Source organism: Flavobacterium sp. GSB-24 (assembly GCF_027924665.1).
GTDB lineage: Bacteria > Bacteroidota > Bacteroidia > Flavobacteriales > Flavobacteriaceae > Flavobacterium.
On sequence record NZ_AP027043.1, the window covers coordinates 1,170,374 to 1,192,448 of the forward strand.

Annotated in this window: 12 protein-coding genes and 1 pseudogene; 8 read left to right on the forward strand and 5 right to left on the reverse strand. The window is 33.9% G+C overall.

Features of this window, described 5'->3' with window-relative positions; genetic code table 11:
• Nucleotides 1-170: 170 nt before the first annotated feature.
• Together QMG60_RS05335 and QMG60_RS05340 are read left to right on the forward strand one after the other, a co-directional pair.
• The gene (locus QMG60_RS05335) at nt 171-1,085 is read left to right on the forward strand and encodes a hypothetical protein (protein WP_281867121.1); all 915 of its coding nucleotides are present in this window, start codon (nt 171-173) and stop codon (nt 1,083-1,085) included.
• Between the two features lie 73 nt (nt 1,086-1,158).
• Nucleotides 1,159-2,016, forward strand: a complete 858-nt coding sequence (locus QMG60_RS05340; protein WP_281867122.1) for an MBL fold metallo-hydrolase — start codon at nt 1,159-1,161, stop codon at nt 2,014-2,016.
• A 74-nt stretch (nt 2,017-2,090) separates the two neighbouring features.
• Here QMG60_RS05340 and QMG60_RS05345 read toward each other — a convergent pair whose 3' ends face one another.
• On the reverse strand, nt 2,091-4,697 hold the full coding sequence (locus QMG60_RS05345; protein WP_281867123.1) for a leucine-rich repeat domain-containing protein: 2,607 nt from the start codon (nt 4,695-4,697) through the stop codon (nt 2,091-2,093).
• A gap of 218 nt (nt 4,698-4,915) precedes the next feature.
• Here QMG60_RS05345 and QMG60_RS05350 point away from each other — a divergent pair.
• The 3 genes and pseudogenes from QMG60_RS05350 to QMG60_RS05360 form a co-directional block, all read left to right on the forward strand.
• Nucleotides 4,916-5,026, forward strand: a pseudogene (locus tag QMG60_RS05350) (MBL fold metallo-hydrolase); the annotation flags it as partial.
• 306 nt (nt 5,027-5,332) lie between these two features.
• Nucleotides 5,333-6,970, forward strand: a complete 1,638-nt coding sequence (locus QMG60_RS05355) for a S8 family peptidase (RefSeq protein ID WP_057115639.1) — start codon at nt 5,333-5,335, stop codon at nt 6,968-6,970.
• A 64-nt stretch (nt 6,971-7,034) separates the two neighbouring features.
• Nucleotides 7,035-8,915: a M1 family metallopeptidase gene (locus QMG60_RS05360; RefSeq protein ID WP_281867124.1), complete on the forward strand. Its 1,881-nt coding sequence runs from the start codon at nt 7,035-7,037 to the stop codon at nt 8,913-8,915.
• Between the two features lie 73 nt (nt 8,916-8,988).
• Here the strand turns inward: QMG60_RS05360 and QMG60_RS05365 are convergent, their stop codons facing one another.
• On the reverse strand, nt 8,989-9,927 hold the full coding sequence (locus tag QMG60_RS05365; protein ID WP_057115643.1) for an L-threonine 3-dehydrogenase: 939 nt from the start codon (nt 9,925-9,927) through the stop codon (nt 8,989-8,991).
• Nucleotides 9,928-10,239: 312 nt separating this feature from the next.
• Between QMG60_RS05365 and QMG60_RS05370 the strand changes: the two genes are divergently transcribed.
• From QMG60_RS05370 to QMG60_RS05380, 3 genes are all read left to right on the forward strand, one after another.
• The gene (locus QMG60_RS05370) at nt 10,240-10,848 is read left to right on the forward strand and encodes a hypothetical protein (RefSeq protein WP_281867125.1); all 609 of its coding nucleotides are present in this window, start codon (nt 10,240-10,242) and stop codon (nt 10,846-10,848) included.
• Entirely contained in the window at nt 10,841-14,206 is a 3,366-nt protein-coding gene (mfd, locus tag QMG60_RS05375) for a transcription-repair coupling factor (protein WP_281867126.1), read from the forward strand. The genes QMG60_RS05370 and mfd overlap by 8 nt, the downstream gene beginning before the upstream one ends.
• 186 nt (nt 14,207-14,392) lie before the next feature.
• Entirely contained in the window at nt 14,393-14,947 is a 555-nt protein-coding gene (locus QMG60_RS05380) for a DUF5683 domain-containing protein (RefSeq protein ID WP_281867127.1), read from the forward strand.
• A gap of 62 nt (nt 14,948-15,009) precedes the next feature.
• Here QMG60_RS05380 and QMG60_RS05385 read toward each other — a convergent pair whose 3' ends face one another.
• The 3 genes from QMG60_RS05385 to QMG60_RS05395 all read right to left on the reverse strand — a co-directional run bounded on the left by QMG60_RS05385 (nt 15,010) and on the right by QMG60_RS05395 (nt 21,985).
• Nucleotides 15,010-18,126 (reverse strand): Ig-like domain-containing protein, encoded by a 3,117-nt coding sequence (locus QMG60_RS05385; protein WP_281867128.1) that lies wholly within the window; start codon nt 18,124-18,126, stop codon nt 15,010-15,012.
• A 248-nt stretch (nt 18,127-18,374) separates the two neighbouring features.
• Nucleotides 18,375-20,555 carry a glycoside hydrolase family 97 protein gene (locus QMG60_RS05390; RefSeq protein ID WP_281867129.1) on the reverse strand — a complete coding sequence of 727 codons (2,181 nt, stop codon included), beginning with the start codon at nt 20,553-20,555 and terminating at the stop codon, nt 18,375-18,377.
• Between the two features lie 47 nt (nt 20,556-20,602).
• Nucleotides 20,603-21,985 (reverse strand): alpha-amylase family glycosyl hydrolase, encoded by a 1,383-nt coding sequence (locus QMG60_RS05395; protein WP_281867130.1) that lies wholly within the window; start codon nt 21,983-21,985, stop codon nt 20,603-20,605.
• Nucleotides 21,986-22,075 lie beyond the last annotated feature (90 nt).

Below are 22,075 nucleotides of genomic sequence, written 5' to 3' on the forward strand. Positions count from 1 at the left end.
ATATTAGTTATTTTGATAAAATCAACCTGAAAAAAGAGGCTAATAATTCGAATAAATTAATTTTACGATTTTAAATTGAATTTATTGCCTATAAATGTTAAAAAACAAGTATTTATACTCAATTACAACCCATGCTTTATTGGTACTTTTGCAATAAATTGTGAGTAATTATGAAAAAACAACAGAAAAATAATTGGGTAAAAATCTTTTTTGCAGTTTTTTTTGTTTTTGGAGTAGGTGCTGCAGTACTAGTTTTTAGCAATGAGTCTGATAAAAATGAAAATAAGGTTAAAAAAGAAAGTACTTCCAAAATTCCATTTGTTAATACAGAAAACACGGAACAAAAAAATATTTTAGATTCTCTAAATACACTCAAGGCCGCATACGATGTTGCTATTTTAGAAAATACGGCGCTATCTCAAGAGTTGGAACTAGAGCGTAAGAATGTTGAGAATTTAATGGAAATCATTAAGGCTTCTCAAAATCCATCTGCTGCTCAAATTAAAATATTTAGAAATCAACTTTCAGATTTGAATTTTTCTTTAGAAGGAAAAGTGTTAGAAATTAAGAAATTGAAATCTCAGAATAAAAATTTATTGACAGAAATTGAAAGTCAGAATGTTGTAATGTACAACCAAAAAGCAGAAAATGATACACTTATTTCTAAACAAAAGAAATTAGAGTCTACCTTAAAAGATGCATCAAAACTTTCTCTAAGCAATTTTAAAGTAATTGCTCTGCGCGAAAAAAGCTCGGGAGCAGAACTGGAAACTACAAAGGCAAAAAGCACAAAAAAACTTAAAGCTATTTTTACTGTTAATGGAAATGTTGTTGCAAAAACAGGAAAAAGAATCTTTTACATTCAAGTACTCGACCAGAAGAATAATGTTTTGGGTGATAATAAATTGATTGAATTTGGAAATGATAAAGCTCTGGTATATAGTTTTATTGTGAGCACAGATTTTCAGGGTAAATCGGTAAATGTGTATGGAATTCTAAATGACCAGTTTAAAGAAGGAACCTATTTTGTCAATTTCTTCGACAAGCAGGAAATAATGGGAAGCGCTTCGATTACCTTAGAATAAGCGTTTTTTAAAAATAAATTGTAGTAAAAGGATTTTGTATTTGCTAGCTTTGTTCTTTTACAAAATCAAACTCATGAAACTTTACCCAATCGAATCTGGAAATTTTAAATTAGATGGCGGTGCTATGTTTGGTGTTGTTCCAAAGACAATATGGAACAAAACAAATCCTGCTGACTCTAATAATCTCATTGATATTGCCGCACGCTGTTTATTGATCGAAGACGGAAATCGTTTGATTTTAATTGATACAGGAATGGGCGATAAGCAATCGGAAAAGTTTTTTGGTTATTACTCACTTTGGGGATCTCATTCTATAGATAAATCTCTAGCCAAATATGGTTTTAACCGAGATGATATTACAGATGTTTTTATGACGCATCTTCATTTTGATCATTGCGGCGGAAGCGTTCAATGGAATTCTGATAAAACAGGATATGAACCAGCTTTTAAAAATGCAAAATTCTGGACAAATGAAAATCATTGGGAGTGGGCTACAAAACCAAATCCAAGAGAAAAAGCGTCTTTTTTATCTGAAAATATTCTACCAATGCAGGAGAGCGGACAATTGAATTTCATCGAAAGACGAGAAACCGATTTTGGATTTTCAAAAGAAATGGGCTTTGAAATTTTCTACGTAGACGGCCACACCGAAAAACAAATGATTCCTTATATCAAATACCAAGATAAAACAATCGTTTTTTGTGCCGATTTATTAGCGACTGCCGGACACATTCCACTTCCTTATGTTATGGGCTACGATACAAGACCTTTGCTAACAATGCCTGAAAAATCAAAATTCTTGAATTTGGCAGCAGACCAAAATCATTATTTGTTTTTAGAGCACGATGCTCATAATCAAATTATAACGGTCGAACATACCGAAAAAGGAGTTCGATTAAAAGAGGTTTTTACCTGCGAGGAGATTTTTTAAGATAGAAATTAAACTATAAAAAATCCCATTTTCAACTGAATGAAAATGGGATTTTTAATTTTTACGAATAGTGATTATTCTACAATTACTTTTTTCGCAGAAGCGGCATCTCCATTGATTAAATAAACATAATAAACTCCTTTAGGTAAACCAGATAAATCGATCGTATTATTTGTATTGGCATTATTTAAAGTAAAAGATTTTACCAATTGGCCCAATGAATTGTAAACTGTTGCTTTGTCTAATGAAGTATTATCAATAGTTATTTCTCCTTTTGTTGGGTTTGGATGAACTACTACTTTGTCGAAAACAGAATCTTCAACACCTAAAGTAGTACAGTTTGTTGAATAAACGGTTGTTGGGTCTTTTCTTTCTGCCCAGTTTGTATTTGAATAATTTTCATCATCGACCTGAATGCATTTTAATTCTGGGTTGTCTAAAATTGAGATATCGGTCAATAAAGTGTTGTTTCCATTTTTTATATTTAATGAAGTCAATTGATTACTATTGATATTTAACCAATATAATTTTGCATTTAAAGGAAGGTCTAATGTTGTTAATTCGTTTTCATTAAGTATTAAATATTGGAGTAAAGTTTGCGCTTTTAGATCTATATTTTGTAATTTATTTTTAGAAGCTAATATTCCAATCAATTTTGTATTTGAAGAAATATCCAATGTTGCTAATTCGTTGTCACTAAGTGATAAATGTTGTAATAAAGTATTTGTATTAATATTTATATTTTTTAATTTATTTCCAGAAGCATGCAATCCAGTCAATTTTGAATTGGAAGAAACATCTAGTGTTGTTAATTGGTTTTTATTAAGTAATAAAAATTCTAATAAAGTGTTTGCTCTAAGATCTATATTTTTTAACTGACATTCTTCTGCACTTAATGACAGCAGCTTTGTATTTGAGGAAAGGTTTAATGACAGCAATTGATTATCGTCCACATTTAAGTTGACTAATTCTTTAAATGCTTCAATTCCTGTTAAATCGGTAATTTCAGATCCTTTTACATCTAATTCTTTAATAGGTGCAATATTGATAGTTAGCACTTTTCCATCGGGAATTCCAGAATCTAGGCCTAAACTAATTAATTTAGTTTCAAAATTGATATCTGGAATTAATGTAACAGCGTTACAGTCTTTAGTGAGACTCGCAGTGGCATCTTTTGTAATGCTCCAGTTTTTGAAGGCATAAGCTACATCATCAACCAGAATACAGTTCAGATTATTAGAGGCACAGCTTAACGATGTTAATGTAGTGTTATTGGTAAGATCTAAACTAGTTAATAGATTTCGATCACAATTTAATGAAGTTAAATTTAAATTAGAGTATAAATCTAAATTTGTCAATTTATTTGAAGAAATCCATAATGTATTTAATGCTAAATTTTTAGATAAATCAATTGATGTTATTTGATTTTCATTACAATATAAGTTTTTCAACGCCAAATTATTCGATATATCTAGACTCGTGAGGTTATTGTTGTAAAGTCCTAACGTATTTAGTGCTAAATTCTTAGAAACATCAATTGTAATCAATTTATTGGAAGACAAAGACAAATCTTGCAAATCTATATTCCTTGATATATCGATAGTCGTTAATTTATTCTGAGTACATCTCAAATTAATTAATTTTATATTTTTTGAAAGATCTAAAGTGGTAATTTGATTATTAGAACAATCTAGGGTTGTCAAACTGGTAAAATCCTGAATTCCTGTCAAGTCAGCAATTGAATTCCCATAAATATTTAATGTTGTTATTGAAGCAACATTTGAAGTCAAAACTTTTCCGTTAACACCATCTCGGTCAATTCCAAGTGTAATGAGTTTGTTCTCAAAATTGACATCTGGAATTAATGTGTACGCTCCGCAGTCTGTGCTGAAGCTTGTCATGGGATCTTTTACTTGAGACCAGATTTTATTAGCATCTTCTACGTTATCCACCTGAATGCATTCCAGGCGATTGCCATAAAATGTGGCATAAGAAGCATTAGGATTGAATAAATAATTGGCTCCGTTTTTTATATTTAAATAAGTTAACAAATTTGAGTGCGCTGTCATCACACTCAGTTTATTATTTTTACTCAGATCGAGACTTTTTAGTAAATTATTATTACACCATAAGCGATCAAGTTTCAAATTAGTGGAGACGTCGAGAATTTTGATGTTATTATATCTACAATCTAAGCCTTCCAGCAATAACTGTTGAGAAACATCTATGCTTGTAAGCTGATTGTGGTTACAGTCAATAATTTTTATTGCTGTATTGTTAGAAAAATCAAGCGATGCTAAGTTATTATTTGCACATTGCAGGCTACTTAAGAGAGGATTATTAGTAAGATTTAATGTTGTTAACAGATTATTACCACACTCTAAATTGGTTAATGCGGTGTTTTGAGATAAGTTTAATTGAGTCAATCTATTATTATTACAATTGAAGTATCTTAACGCAGTAAAATCTTCAATTCCTGTAATGTCAGTAATAGAACTGTTGCTAACATTCAAAAAAGTCAAAGTAGCTACATTGGAAGTCAAAACCTGACCGTCTGGAGCACCTGAATCAATACCCAAGCTGATTAATTTGTTTTCAAAATTAACATCTGAGATAGTAGTATACTGTCCATAAATACAAAAATTTGCCAATAGCAATAATAAGAGTAATTTTATTTTCATAAAAATTTGTTTACAATAATCAGATTTATAAATAAAATAATATTTTATCTGCAAAAATAAATAAAAACGACCATAATTATAAGTTTTTACATGTTAAAATTTAGAATAATTTATTATCTTAAACTGATTAAGTTTTAAAAAAGAATTGATGTTTCAATCTAAGATACTACGGTCCATTCAATAAGTATCTGATTCAAATTCCATTATATCAACTCATATCATATTATTTGTTTCTGGAACATGATGCACACAACCAAATAATAACAGTTGAACATACGGATAAAGAAGTTCGATTAAAAGAGGTTTTTACCTGCGAGGAGATTTTTTAAGCGGAGGTTTATTTACTAATAGATTAAGTTTTATATTCATTCATTTTTTTAAATATGATTCTCTAAATCATTTAATATAGTTGTAAGCTTTTTTGATAAGTGGACAATTATTCACGTTATTCTTTTTTAATATAGAGTTTTTAATATGTAGATGCTTTACAATGATTTGAATTTTAATTGTTTATGCTAATTTTCATGATGGTAAATTTTAATTAAAATTTCATAACACATTGTTAACAGTTAGTTTTTTGTAACAAAAAAGCATAATTTAGACCCATCTTTTAACTTTACTTATATAATAGATACATGAGTCATATAAAACCTCTTAAATTATCTGCTTTTGCATTACTTGTTTTAGCAGGATGCAGTGCAAGTTTGCAAGCGCAAAAATCAGTGCCAAAACAACCAATTGTTGCTCCTTTAGCAGTTGTTAAAAAAGCACCAGTTAGTGAAAACGAACTAAAAAGATGGAGTCATCTTGATTTAGTAAAAGATTCTATCCCAGGAATGAGTGTTGATAGAGCTTTAACTGAATTGCTTCAAGGTAAAAAAGGCAATAAAGTTATTGTTGGTATTGTAGACTCTGGTGTAGATATCGAACATGAAGATCTGCAGGGAATGATCTGGACTAATGCAAAAGAAATTCCTGGAAACGGAATCGATGATGATAAAAACGGATTTATTGATGATGTTCACGGATGGAATTTCCTTGGAAATGCTGTTAATGAAAATCTTGAAATGACACGTATTGTCAAAAAAGGAGACGATGGTTCTGCTCAATACAAAGAAGCTTTAGCCCAATACAACGAGAAATACGAAAAAGCTCTAAAAGATAAAGAACAAGTTGATTTTTTATTAGATATTCATAATACTATCAAAAAAGAACTAAATAAAACAGATTATAAAGTTGAGGATTTAGCATCTATTACGTCAACAGATTCAAAAGTTGCTAGAGCAAAAGCAATAATGACTCAAATTTTTACAAATGCTGGTCCAACTTTTAACCCAGAAGCTGATTTTGGAGAATATAAAGAGCAAGTTTACGATCAATTGAATTATAATTTAAATAAAGAATTTGACGGAAGAAAAGTCGTAGGCGATAATCCAGAAGATATTAAAGACAATCATTATGGAAATAATGTTGTTTTTGGTCCAGATAAAGAAAAAGCACTTCACGGAACTCACGTTGCTGGAATCATTGCACAAATCCGTGGAAACAATTTAGGAGGAGACGGAGTTGCTTCGCCAAACGTTGAGATTCTGACTGTGAGAGCTGTTCCAGACGGTGATGAGTATGATAAAGATATCGCTTTAGCAATTCGTTACGCAGTAGATAATGGTGCAAAAGTAATTAACGGAAGTTTCGGAAAAAGCTTTTCTCCGCACAAACAATGGGTTTACGATGCTATTAAATATGCAGCTAAAAAAGACGTTTTAATTGTACATGCTGCTGGAAACGACGGATACAATATCGATGAGACAAAAAACATCAATTATCCAAATGATTCTGAAGACAACGTAAAAGAATTTGCTGATAATGTAATCACAATTGGAGCAATCAATAAAGAATACGGAGAAACGGTTGTTGCACCATTTTCTAACTTTGGAAAAATTAATGTTGACGTATTTGCTCCAGGTGAAGAAATCTACGCAACAGTTCCAAACAATAAATACAAATATTTACAAGGAACTTCGATGGCATCTCCAAATGCAGCGGGTGTTGCGGCTTTAATTCGTTCTTACTACCCAAAATTAAAAGCTGCTCAAGTTAAGAAGATTTTGATGGATTCTGGAGTTGCACTTCCTTCTAAAGTCATTTTGGGAGAAAATCCAAATCCAAATGAAAAACCAGTAGCGGTTTCTTCTGCAGAATCATCAAAAACTGCAAAAATGGTAAATGCTTATAACGCTTTATTAATGGCAGAGAAGATGTCTAAAAAATAAAGAATAACACACTATTAATCTAATGGAAGAGTTCGCGCTCTTCCATTTTCTATTACATATAAACATGCGAAAAATTATTTTACTTTCTTTCCTGAGCTTTGGTTTAAACACAGCTTTTGCCCAAAACACCTCATATTGGCAGCAGCACGCCGATTACAAAATGGAGGTTTCAATGGATGTAAAAAACTATCAGTATAAAGGAAAACAAGAATTGGTTTACACCAATAATTCTCCTGATACTTTAAGAAAAGTATTCTATCATTTGTTTCCAAATGCTTTTCAGCCAGGAAGTGAAATGGATGCGCGTCTTCATTTTATCAAAGATCCAGACGGAAGAATGGTAAATAAAGTAAAAGGTGCAGACGGAAAAGATGTAAAACAAAGCCGAATTGAAACTTTAAAACCAAATGAAATTGGATTTTTAAAAATCACAAATTTTAAGCAGGATGGTACTGCAGCTCAAACAAGAGTTTCAGGAACTATTCTAGAAGTTACTTTGGCTAAACCAATTTTACCAAATTCAAAAACTACTTTCACATTAGATTTTGACGGACAAGTTCCAGTGCAAATTCGTCGTTCGGGAAGAAATAATTCGGAGGGAATTGAACTTTCGATGTCACAATGGTATCCAAAATTAGCTGAATTTGATTTCGAAGGCTGGCACGCAGATCCGTATATTGCGAGAGAATTTCACGGTGTTTGGGGAAATTTTGATGTAAAAATTACAATCGATAAAGAATACACAATTGGAGGTTCTGGATATTTACAAGACAAAAATTCAATTGGACACGGTTACGAAGATGCTGGTGTGACGGTTACTTATCCTAAAAAAGCAAAAACGTTGACATGGCATTTTATTGCTCCAAATGTTCACGATTTTACATGGGCAGCAGACAAAGAATATGCACATGATATTGTAAAAGGACCAAACGATGTTGATTTGCATTTTTTCTATAAAAACACTCCAAAAGTGGCAGAAAACTGGAAACAATTAGAGCCATTAATGGTAAAAGTAATGGATTATTACAACCAAAGAGTTGGAGCTTATCCGTACAAACAATATTCATTTATTCAAGGTGGAGACGGTGGAATGGAGTATGCAATGTGTACTTTAATGCTAGGAAATGGAAAACTGGAAGGAATTCTTGGGACTGCAACACACGAATTAGGACACTCTTGGTTTCAGCATATTTTAGCTTCAAACGAATCCAAACATCCTTGGATGGATGAAGGTTTTACAACTTACATTGAAGACAGCGCTTTGAACGAATTAAAGGGAGATAAAAAAGAAGTAAATCCATTTAAGGGCAATTATGCTGCTTATTATAGTTTAGTAAATTCTGGAAAAGAACAGCCGCAAAGTACACACGGAGATCGCTATGACGAAAATCGTCCTTATAGTATTTCTTCTTACGTAAAAGGAAGTATTTTTCTTTCTCAATTAGAATATGTAATTGGAAAAGAAAATGTTGATGCTACTTTAAAAAGATATTTCAACGATTTTAAATTCAAACATCCAACTCCAAATGACATCAAAAGAACAGCAGAAAGAGTTTCTGGAGCTGAGCTAGATTGGTATTTAACAGATTGGACGCAAACATTAAATACGATTGATTACGGAATTAAAGACTTTGCTGATAATGCAGGAAAAACAACTGTAACTTTGGAGAGAATTGGAAGAATGCCAATGCCAATCGACTTAAAAGTAGATTATACTGACGGAACCTCTGAGAACTTCTACATTCCGTTAAGAATGATGAATTTTATTAAACCGAATCCAAATCCAAATCAAAAAAGAACTGTTTTAGAAGACTGGGCTTGGGCACAGCAAAACTATAGTTTTACAATCGATAAAAACAAAACTGCAATCAAAAAAATCACTATTGATCCGAGCGGATTAATGGCTGATGTAAAAGCTGCAAACAATGTTTTTGACGTGAAATAATCTTCATTTAAAGAATAAAAAAAGTCCCGTTTAAATTAATAAACGGGACTTTTTATTTTTAGATCATTAAGGTTTAACTCAAATGCTCGATCATATCTTTTGTCATAGATTCCAGATCAAATTTATGATTCCAGTTCCAGTCTTCTCTGGCAGAACTGTCGTCAATACTTGCCGGCCAGCTGTCAGCAATTTTTTGACGGAAATCTGGATTATAAGTGATTTCAAAATCAGGAATATGTTTCTTAATCTCATTCGCAATTTCTGTCGGAGTAAAACTCATTGCAGCCAAATTATAAGAAGAATGTATTTTAATCTGCTCAGCAGGAGCTTTCATAATATTAATTGTTGCATCAATAGCGTCATCCATATACATCATCGGCATTTTGGTTTCAGACGATAAAAAGCATTCGTATTTTTTATCAGCAATGGCTTTGTAAAAAATATCAACAGCATAATCTGTAGTTCCGCCGCCTGGAGGAGTGGACCAGCTGATTAAACCAGGATAACGAATACTTCGAACATCAACACCATAAATATTATGATAATACTCGCACCATCTTTCTCCAGCTTGCTTGCTGATTCCGTAAACTGTTGAAGGTTCCATTACAGTATATTGTGGCGTGTTTTCTTTTGGAGTCGTTGGTCCGAAAACCGCAATACTCGAAGGCCAGAAAATTTTCTGAATCTTTTTTGCTTTCGCTAAATTTAAAACATGAAAAAGAGAATTCATATTTAAATCCCAGGCAAAAGCAGGATTTTTTTCAGCAGTAGCAGATAAAAGTGCCGCCATTAAATAGATATCAGTAATTTGATGAACTTCTACCAAATGTTCAATTTGATTAAAATCTAAAGCATTGACCACTTCAAAAGGTCCCGAATTAACAACATCAGTATTTAATTTTCGAATATCAGAAGCGATTACATTTTCGGTTCCGTATAATTTGCGCAGTTTTTGCGTCAGCTCTGTTCCAATCTGACCGCAGGCACCAATGATCAATATTTTAGGATTCATTTTTCGATGATTTTTAGAGATACAAATATAACGTTTTCGCAATTACTTGCGCTTTTTTGAAGAATAAATTATAAATTCAACAATTAAAAAGTTTGTTTGTTGGATAATTCTCTTTTACAAGGGTGTGTCTTTGTGCCTTTCAAAAATCTATGTAAAAGATCATTTTTATTGATAATAAAACCAAAGAAAATTATTTTAAATCTGCATAATCTGTCGTAAAAAAAAGATAGTAATTTATGTGAATCAAAGGCAAAAATCAGAATTCGTAATTGTAAATTTACTTTGTAACTTTGTAGCTTAATGTTTTACCAAATGAAATATAAGATATCTCTTTTTCTGCTTTTTGTTTTTGTGTTGAATTCATGTCAAAATCAAGATGAAAAACGTCTTGCTGAAAATGAAAAAGAAGCAAAAAAGAAAGAAGCTATTTTTAATAATATAAATAAAGGCTGGACGTTTATTGATGAGCCTATCAATGAAATCTCAGAACAAAAATTAAATTCTTGGACAGAATGGCGAGAGTTTATGAAAGAGATTGGAGATAAGCCAAGAAAAACAATTGGAGCATTTCAGAAAAAATCGGCTGCTATTTCTAAAAAAGCGATGGCTTTAAATAACAATATTCCGCCAGAACTTAATGTGCCTCAAATAAAAAGCCGTATTTCTATTTTAATTACCAAAATAAAAATGATGGATTTATTTATTCATTTAAATAAAGTTCCAGATGATAAAGTGGTTTTTTTGATACAAGAAATCAACAAAGAATTAATTTCGCTGGAAAGACAAATGGATAAAATTGTCGAAAAAGCCAAAATTCCGAAAGAAGAAGGAGAAGCAGATTTCCTTAGAATGTTAGACACTACGCGCGCGATACCGAGTTCTACGCCGCCATTAGATCAAAATAAACCTAGAGTTGAGTAAAAACGCCTTATACACGATATACGACAATCTGCCAAAAGCACAGCAGATTGCATCAAATTTACTGGAAGGAAATCAGATAAAAATGCATCTCAGCGGATTGCTGGGATCTGCCGTTTCATTTGTTGTCCGCTCTGTTTTTAAAAAAACTGAACTGCCTTTTTTAATTGTTTTAGACAATAAAGAAGAGGCTGCGTATTACCTAAACGATTTAGAGCAGATGATTGGCGAGCAGGATGTATTGTTTTATCCCGCTTCATTCCGTCGTCCCTATCAAGTTGATGAAACAGATAACGCGAATGTTCTGCTTCGAGCAGAGGTTTTAAACCGAATAAATTCCCGAAAAAAACCAGCAATAATTGTTACATATCCAGAGGCACTTTTTGAAAAAGTAGTTACGCGCCAGCAATTGGATAAAAACACGTTGAAAGTTTCTTTAAACGATAAAATTTCAATTGATTTCATTAATGAAGTTTTGTTTGAATATGAATTCAAAAGAGTCGATTTTATTACAGAACCGGGAGAATTTTCGGTTCGTGGAGGTATTGTCGATGTATTCTCATTTTCAAATGATCATCCGTATCGAATTGAATTTTTCGGAAATGAAGTAGACAGCATCAGAAGTTTTGATGTAGAAACACAATTATCTGTTGAAACACATAAAAAAATCACCATTATCCCGAATGTCGAAAACAAGATATTTCAGGAAAACCGTGAAAGTTTTCTAGATTATATTGCGGAGAAAACAGTACTTTTTATTCAAAATACTGATGGACTTTTTAGTCAGTTAGACAAACAATTTGCAAGGGCAGAAGAAGCTTTTTCGAAACTTTCGGGAGAAATAAAACATGCCGAACCAGAACAATTATTTTTAAATCAGGCTTTGTTTATCAAACGAGCTTTAGATTTTTCGATAGTAGAATTGGCTTCAAAACCAATTTTCAAAACCACTAAAAAATTCGAATTTCATATTCAGCCTCAGCCCTCGTTCAATAAACAATTTGATTTATTGCTGAATAATCTGAGCGATAATCATTTTAACGGATATAAAAATTATTTATTCTGTTCGAATGAAACGCAGGCCAAACGTTTTCATGATATTTTTGAATCGCTGGACGAAGCGAATTCTGAGAATATCAGAAAACAATACAACACTATTGTACTGCCTTTATACCAAGGTTTTATTGATGAAGAAAATCAGATAACGGCTTATACCGATCACCAGATTTTTGAACGTTATCACAAATTCAACATCAAAAACGGTTATTCTAAAAAGCAGAATATTACGCTTAAGGAATTAACAGCACTTTCTGTTGGTGATTATGTAACGCACATTGATCATGGAATTGGGAAGTTTGGCGGATTGCAGAAAATTCAAGTAGAAGGCAAAACGCAAGAAGCCATAAAATTGGTTTATGCGGATAATGACATTGTGTATGTGAGCATTCACTCGCTTCATAAAATTTCCAAATACAACGGAAAAGACGGAACGCCGCCGAAAATATACAAATTAGGGTCTAACGCCTGGAAAGTTTTAAAACAAAAAACCAAAGCGCGTGTCAAACATATTGCATTCAATTTGATTCAGCTGTATGCAAAGCGTCGTTTAGAAAAAGGTTTCCAATTTGCGCCGGACAGTTATCTTCAGAACGAATTAGAAAGTTCGTTTATTTATGAAGATACGCCAGATCAAACTAAATCGACACAAGAAGTAAAAGCCGACATGGAAAGCGATCGCCCAATGGATCGTTTGGTTTGTGGAGATGTTGGTTTTGGAAAAACAGAAGTTGCGATTCGTGCTGCTTTTAAAGCGGTTGACAATAGTAAACAAGTTGCCGTTTTAGTGCCGACGACTATTTTGGCTTATCAGCATTATAGAACTTTTTCGGAACGATTGAAAGATATGCCAGTTTCTATTGGTTATTTAAACCGATTTAGAACGGCAAAACAAAAAGCACAAACTTTAAAAGATTTAGCCGAAGGAAAACTCGATATCGTAATTGGAACACACCAATTGGTCAACAAAAATGTAGTTTTTAAAGACTTAGGTTTGTTGATTGTTGATGAGGAACAAAAGTTTGGAGTTAACGTAAAAGATAAATTAAAAACTATTGCAGCAAATGTTGATACGTTGACATTAACAGCAACGCCAATTCCGAGAACTTTACAATTCTCTTTAATGGCGGCGAGAGATTTGTCTGTAATTACAACGCCTCCGCCAAATCGTTATCCTATTGAAACGAATGTTGTTGGTTTTAATGAAGAGATCATTCGTGATGCGATTTCGTATGAAATTCAGCGAAACGGACAGGTTTTCTTTATCAATAATAGAATCGAAAATATAAAAGAAGTGGCAGGAATGATTCAGCGTTTGGTTCCAAACGCAAGAGTTGGAATTGGTCACGGACAAATGGACGGTGCAAAACTCGAAGAATTGATGTTAGGTTTCATGAATGGAGAATTCGACGTTTTGGTGGCAACGACAATCATCGAAAGTGGTTTGGACGTTCCAAATGCCAATACCATTTTCATTAATAACGCCAACAATTTCGGATTATCAGATTTACATCAAATGCGCGGGCGTGTTGGACGAAGCAACAAAAAAGCATTCTGTTATTTCATCTGTCCGCCGTATTCATCTATGACGGAAGATGCAAGAAAACGTATTCAGGCATTGGAACAATTCAGTGAATTGGGAAGCGGTTTCAACATTGCAATGAAAGATCTGGAAATTCGTGGAGCAGGAGATTTATTGGGCGGAGAACAAAGCGGTTTCATAAACGAAATTGGTTTTGATACGTACCAAAAAATCATGAATGAAGCAATTGAAGAATTGAAAGAAAACGAATTCAAAGATTTGTATCCAGAAGAAAATAATATTGATACTAAGGAATATGTAAAAGATATTCAAATCGATGCCGATTTTGAGCTTTTATTTCCAGATGAATATATCAATAACGTTTCAGAACGTTTGGTTTTATATAACGAATTAGGCGCCATAAAAGATGAAGCTGGTTTACAGGAATTCGAAAGAAAGCTAATTGACCGTTTCGGACCTTTGCCAAAACAAGCAACTGCCTTACTAAACAGCATCCGCATAAAATGGATTGCAACGCGTGTTGGAATCGAGAAATTAGTTTTGAAACAAGGCAAAATGATAGGCTATTTCGTTTCAGACCAGCAATCTGATTATTATCAGTCGGTGAAGTTTAGAAATGTTTTAAATTTTGTTCAGAAGCATAGTAATCTTTGCAAAATGAAAGAAAAACAAACCGTAAACGGATTACGTTTATTATTGACTTTTGAAAATGTGAAATCTATCAAACGTGCTTTGGAGTTGATGGAGTTGTTTGAGGAATAGTATAGAATAAAGTGTTGCCACAAATTACACGAATTAGTACGAAATAATTTAAAGCTTGAAAAATAAAAATTAGTCCTGATTTTTGTGATTCGTGGTAAATAACATTAAGTTTTATTTATCTTTTATTTAAGAAAAACCTTAGAACTAAAAAGTTTTCTTTGATCAAATTTTCAAAGACAACTTTATATGCAGAATCAATTCATCCTCCTATTTTTATTTTTTGGATTAACTACAATCTTCGCTCAAGAAAAGGGTAAAATCATTTCAAATGATTCTTTAAAATCAGAAACAATCGATCCGCTTCGTCCCTCAAAAGCAGCATTTTATTCAGCTATTTTACCAGGTTTAGGTCAGGTTTACAATAAGAAATACTGGAAAGTTCCTTTAGTTTATGGAGCAATCGGCACAAGTACATATCTATATATTGACAATCAAAAAAAGTACAATATCTACAGAGATGAATATAAAAGCAGATTGGAAGGAAATACGAGTAACTCAGATTATTTAGCTGGATTAAGTGAAAGTCAATTGATTTCTGCTCAGAAACAATTTCAAAGAAACAGAGATTTATCCGCCCTGTTTATGGTTGGTTTTTACGTCTTGAATATTATTGATGCTAATATCGATGCGGCATTATCGCAGTTTAATGTAAGCGAGAAATTAGCATTTAAACCTTCCGTAATCAATAATGATATTACATTAAATAATAATTTTGGGTTTGCTTTAAATTATTCTTTTTAAAAAAATCGCCGCGAATTCACAAATTAGGTTAAATTAAATTCGTGAATTCGCGGCGAAAAAAATTATTTAACAATTAGTTTTTTAGTTACATTAAAATCTTTAGAAATAATGTTTACAATGTAAATGCCTGAAGATAAATGATGATTAACTTGTCCTGAAGAAGAAAGTTTTTCGGTTAAAAGAGTTCTTCCATTCAAATCAGAAACAAAAATTTCGGCAGTATTGCCACTTGCTAATTCTGGCATTAGAATATGAAATTCATTGTTTATTGCAGGATTTGGATAAATACCAATTACAGGTTCTGCTGTTGAAACTTCTTCAACATTTAGTGCCATTTTTGATGTACCAACAGTAGTTGGTTCCAACTGCCATTGTGCGCTGAACCAGCCGTCTTGTGAATTTCCATATTGAGCAGATCCTGTTTGATTTTCAACATGAATAATATTTCCTGTCTGCCATCTGTTTCTTAATCTTACCCAGGTTCCGTCAATATAATCGCTGGACCATTGTGCACTCCAGAAAGTAGTATCTGTTATATTACATTGAACAGTTCCTGTTTGTCCTTCGATATTAATTAACTCTCCAGTTGCTGCATTTTTAAGAACGAAGTAAGTGGCATCAATAGCGATTTTCTGCCATTTGTAGTTGTTTCCAGAAACCGTTGTTCCGTAGCCAACATTTGTCCCGGCATCAGATAAATAAGCTCCTGTCCATCTGTTTTTAATTGTATAATATGTTCCTCCCGTAGAAGTTGTAGAAACTGTTACGACACAAGTACTCGTTTTATTTCCGTCAACAGTTGTAACGGTAATTGTAGCAGTTCCATTTGCTACAGCAGTTACCAATCCTGAACTATTTACTGTTGCCACAGCAGTATTGTTTGAACTGTAAGTTACGGCTTTGTTTGTCGCTGTTGATGGCGAAACTGTTGGCGTTAATTGCTGTGTTGCACCAACTGATAAAGCTGCAGTAGTTGGAGATAAAGTTACACCTGTAACGGCAACGCCCGTTCCTGGATTAGAATCGTACCAAGTGTTGTTCATATACCAGCCAGTTTTGTTTCGGCTTAAATCGGCAGTTTGATTGGTTCCGTCGTTGAAAATTAAATTTGTTGAGGTTACATTGGTAAATGTATAACTGTACCATCCGCTTCCCGCATCGCTCATGTTTACGCCCGGCCAGGTTGCATTTGCTAAAACTCCTGCTGGTAAAGCACTCCAATAATAGATTTTAATTCCAGTTCCCCAGTTTGATGGTTTATAGAAATAAACCGTAAAATTCGTATTCAGATTTACTGTAATTGTTGCCGACGCTGTTTTATTTCCGTCTTGTGTTGTTGCTGTAATCGTTGCTGTTCCTGCAGCAACTGCCGTTACAAGTCCGCTTGAGTTTACCGTTGCAATTGCGTTGTTGGTTGAACTCCACGTTACATTTTTGTTCGTGGCATTTGCTGGAGAAATTGTTGCGGAAAGCTGTTGTGTATTTCCTGCATATAAACTTGCCGTTGTTGGTGAAACACTTACAGATGCAACTGGAATTGCCGCTACTGTTATAGCTGAGGTTGCTGTTTTATTACCGTCAACGGTTTTAACTGTAATAGTTGCTGTTCCTGCTGCAACGGCTGTAACCAATCCAGAAGTATTTACAGTTGCTACAGCTGTATTGCTGGATGTCCAGGTTACGTTTTGGTTTGTGGCATTTGCAGGAGCTATCGTTGCATTTAACTGCTGTGTTGTGCCTAAACCAACAGTTACCGTTGTCGGACTAACTGAAACTCCAGTTACGGCCACAACAGGCGCATTGGTATTCGTTAAAACCAAATATTCAAAAGCAGCAAATGTTCTTGTCGCGCCTGTTGTTAAAGTTACAGAGGCATTGTTATTATATGGATTTACATAAGTTCCTGCTAAAGACGCTGGGATTACATACGATTTTGAAGCATTTCTTAAATTCGACATTACGATTACTTTTTCTGTACCTAATGTCTTAGTAAAAATACTGATATCATCATTTGCATACGTGGTTAAATCACCACGTCTGATGGCAGTACTAGTAGTTCTGAAATTTAAGATTTTGGCGAAATCTGCAGCAGCTGTCGGGTTTTGAGACCAGTTGAATTTGAAGTTTGTCCACGGCCAATCAGTTTTGGGTTCGTAGTCGATTTCCTGTCCGCTCATTAAGAAGGGAACACCTCTCATATAAGCTGAAACTAAAAAGTTGGCAACAATTCCGTTATGATTTTTGAAGGCTACGAACGGTCTTCTTACGCCATCATCATTGGTGTACGTATCATGATTACCAGTATATCGAACGATTTGCTGATTTCCAGTTGCTTTAGCATATTCATAAGTAGATTGGTCTTGAAGTCTTTGAGAAACTGGTCCTCCATTAGCAATATCATATAAACCGCTGTGAAACCATCTGTCGCCATAATTCATGTCGAAACCAACCTGAAAATTTTCTTGTCTGTCTCCTTCGGCTAACATTAATAAATTATGAGAAGAAATACCTCGAAGGTTTGAGTTGACTTCAGACCAGAAATCTAAAGGAGGATTATTGGCATAATCGCAGCGATAACCATCAATGTTAGCAGCGAAAATCCAGTAACGCATTGCATCTTTGATGGCTGCTCGTGTAGCCGAACTATTAAGGTCAAGCGCAGCAATATCGGAGAAGTTTCCTAATTGCTGAATAGTTGTTCCAGTTCGCTTATAATATTCTGGATGAGAAGTTGTCCATCCATGATCCCATGAAGTTCCATTGATAGCAATATCTAGAATTACGGCCATTCCGCGGCTGTGAGCGCCATCGACTAAAGTTCTTAAATCTGCAAGAGAACCATATTCTGATCCTACAGCTTTAAAATCTTTAATACAATAAGGCGAAGCCGAACTTCGGGAATCGGTGCCATGAGGAAAAATCGGCATTAAATAAATAACATTTGTGCCGAGTGCTTTTATATTGTCTAATCGGGCGGTTACTCCAGCTAAATTTCCGTTAGCACTAAACGGACGTATATGCACTTGATACATATTGACATCTCTCGGATCAGGCACACCGGCAAAAGGTGTTCCGTATTGCGGAGGATCCTGCGCATAAACGGAGCTTGCAAATAATAATAGAAAGCAAACTAATGCTTTGGTAATATGAAATAATCTAGTGGTAATTTTGATTTTCATAATAATAGTTTTTTGAATGCTTGTCGGCATTTCTAACTAAAATTCATTCTCACTCGCATTGTTTTTAAATTCGACAAACATTTTGTGGTTAATAGTTTTCAAGTAGTAAATTTTTTAATTTTTTGCTCATTAATGAGCATAAGTTTCTGCCACGAATTTCACGAATGAGCACAAATTTAATCTGCAGCTAATTCTCGTGTCAATTCGTGAAATTTGTGGCAAAAAACTTAGAACCTAAGTTTCTTAAATTATAACTTTTTCAATCCTTTTAATTCTGTAGAATTTCCTTCTTTGATGCTAATAGCTGTACCTCCGCCTGGAGCTAAATATTGCTTCAGTTTGCTTTTTGAGTTTACGATAACTTTAGTAACGGTATATTTCTGAGGATTTACATTCCAGTTGGCTTCTTTAGCATCAGCATAAATTGTGGCGATGAAATTTTTTCCAGCGGGTAAATAGTCAAATGAAATGCTGGCAGTTCTTGCATTTTCATCTGTAATACCACCAATAAACCACTCGTTTTTGCCTTTTGCTTTACGCGCAATTGTAATGTAATCTCCAGGTTCAGCTTCTAGAATATAACTATTGTCCCAATCTACAGCAACATCTTTAATGAACTGAAAAGCATCTGGAAAACGCTCATAATTCCCCGGAATATCTGCTGCCATTTGCAACGGACTGTACATAGTTACATAGTATGCCAATTGTTTTACCAAAGTGGTATTAACACGCTGTGAACTTCCTGTTCCGTAATACGAAAGATCTGTCTGGAAGATTCCTGGTGTATAATCCATAGGACCTCCCATTAATCTTGTAAATGGTAAAATCGTAGTATGATCTGGTGCTAAACCTCCCATAGATTCAAATTCCGTTCCGCGAGCAGATTCTTGAGCAATCCAGTTTGGAAAAGTTCGGTGTAAACCTGTTGGACGAACGGCTTCGTGACTGTCAATCATAATTTTATAATCGGCTGCACGTTTGGCTACATTGATGTAATGATTGACCATCCATTGTCCATCATGGTGTTCGCCACGCGGAATAATTTTTCCAACATAACCGGTTTTTACAGCGTCATAACCGTTGTCATTCATAAATTGAAAAGCACGATCTAAACGTCTTTCGTAATTGGTTGCCGATCCTGAAGTTTCGTGGTGCATGATAATTTTCACTCCTTTTGAAGCTGCATATTCATGAACTGCTTTTACATCAAAATCTGGATATGCCGTTACGTAATCAAAAACTTCTTCTTTCCAGTTGCCAATCCAGTCTTCCCAGCCAATGTTCCAGCCTTCGATAAGGATCGCATCAAAACCATTTTTAGAAGCAAAATCAATATATTCTTTGGCGCGTTCTGTTGTAGCACCGTGTTTTCCGTTTGGAGTAAGTTTCGTAAAATCATCTGTTAATTTCACATTATTTTCTTTTCCAAAAGCCCACGTACTTTTTCCAGCTACGAAATATTCCCACCAAATTCCGATGTATTTTACGGGTTTAATCCACGAAACATCTTTATAACTTGTTGGTTCGTTCAAATTCAAAATTAATTTTGAAGCTAAAATATCTGTTGCTTTATCGCTTACTACAATAGTTCTCCAAGGCGATTGCGCATCTGTCTGCATATAACCTTTTGCGCCAACCGCATCTGGTGCTAAATGACTGATCATTTTGTTGTTTACTGCATCAACTTCAAGGTACATTGCCGGATAATTGATTAATCCAGCTTCGTGAATGTTGATGTACAAACCATCATCAGATTTCATCATTGACGGCGTTTGAACAGAAAGCTCTTTTATGGGCCACTGCGAATTGATTTCGATCGTCGCCTTTTTCATCAACGAAGGAATCTCTGAAATTTTTGAGGTTGTATACGCATATTCGTTGGTATCATAATCTCCTGGAATCCAGAAAATTTTATGATTTCCAGCCAAATTAAATTGAGAACGTTCTTCTTTTATTACAAAATAACTTAGATCATTTTGTTTCGGAAATTCATATCTAAATCCCAATCCGTCGTTAAATAAACGGAAACGGATGCGAATAAATCTATTGTTGTTTTTTGCCTGAGCTAAAGTGACAACCAATTCGTTGTAATGATTGCGAATTGTTTTTTCTTCGCCTAAAACTGGATTCCAATTTTCATCAACAGAAGATTGTGCTGTATTTGTAATGGTAAAACCATCCAAAAACGAAGGCAGGTTTTGCAGTTCTAAGCCCAAAGAACTTGGTTTTATAACTGCTTTTTGTTTATATGATAATTGGTAAGACGGAACGCCGCCTTCTTTTAATTCAAATTTTAAAGAAAGATTTTTGTCTGGCGAAGTTATTTCTTGTGCCTGAATCCATAATGTGTGGACAAGTAGAAAAAATAAAAACGCTGTTTTTTTGCTCAAACAAATTTGAAGCAATGATTTTTGGGATTGAAAATTCATGTTATTAAGTTTTTTGCAAATTTAGGTTTTAAAGCTGCATAAGAATATTAATTTTTCAATACTAAATATTGAAAGGGTTGAAGTGTTATTTCAGAACCTACAGTTACGGCAGCTCCAGTAAAAGCGTCTTTCCAGTTTCCTTTTAAAGTATTTGGAATAAGATGTTTTACTGTTGAATTGGTTAAGTTAGAAAGTACAAAAACTTTTTCTGCATCTTTTTCCATCGTAAATGCACTTACGGCATCACTGCTATAACCTGTAAAAGTTCCTTTTTTAATGGCATTACTTGTATTTCTAAAGGCAATGATTTTTTTGTATTCTGCCAGCATTTCAGTATCAGCAGTACTCCAGTCGATTGGTGTTTTGGCAAAGTAATTTAATCTTTTATCGTAACCAATTTCCTGACCATTGTAAATCATTGGAACAGATTTTAAATAAGCAGCTACGACAAAAGTTGCAATTGATCCTTTTTTACCTCCAAAAAGTTCTAATGGAGTTCCGTCTGAAAGATTTACGTCATGGTTGCTTGTGTAACGAACAACTCTATTTTCTGGCTTGTAATTGTTTGCATATTCAGTTGCATTCGAATCCTGAATAGTTGTAGCAGGTTTGTTGTTTTTGAAAAGCTGTTCTAACGTGCTGAAGAAATTGAATCCAAACGTATAATCAAAACCTGATGCGAAATGATTTACTTTAGAACCTTCGGCAAGCATTAAAATGGTTTGATTTTTCTTGATTTTTCTCAATTTTGAAATAGCATCAGACCAGAAATCTTGAGGAACAAAATCAGCATAATCGCATCTGAATCCATCAACATTTGCGTTGTAAACCCAGTATGACATGGCGTCGATCATCGCATCTTTCATTTCAGTGCTATTAAAATTTAATTGAGCTACATCATTGTAATTTGTTCCTGGCGGAATAATAATGTTTCCGCTTGCATCTTTTTGGTACCAGTCTGGATGTTGTGTAATCCAAGTATTATCCCAAGCAGTATGATTGGCAACCCAGTCTAAAACAACTGCCATGTTTTTTTTATGCGCTTCTTCGACTAAAGTCTGCAAATCTTGTAACGTTCCGAAATCGGGATTTACGGCCTTATAATCTTTTACCGCGTAAGGAGATCCTAATTCGCCTGAAGCTCTTTCTTTTCCAACAGGATAAATGGGCATTAAATAAATAACATTTGCTCCCAGTTCCTGAATTTGTGTTAATCTGTCCTGAACGCCTTTTAATGTTCCTGCCTGGCTAAAAGCACGAATATTTACCTGATAGATTATAGCATCTTCTTTTTTTGGCATTTTTTCAAAAGGAGCTCCATATTGCGTATATGGAGATTCTGGTGTTTTTGTATCGTCGTCAGATGAGCTGCACGAAACAAATGCCAAAGTAAGCAGTAATGCGTACACGATTTTTATGTTAAATTTCATGATTTTACTTTTTATATTTTAAATGGTTGAGAAGTAACCTGCCTTTCGAAGTAAAAAGACAGGTAAACTCAAACCAAACTAAACTTAATT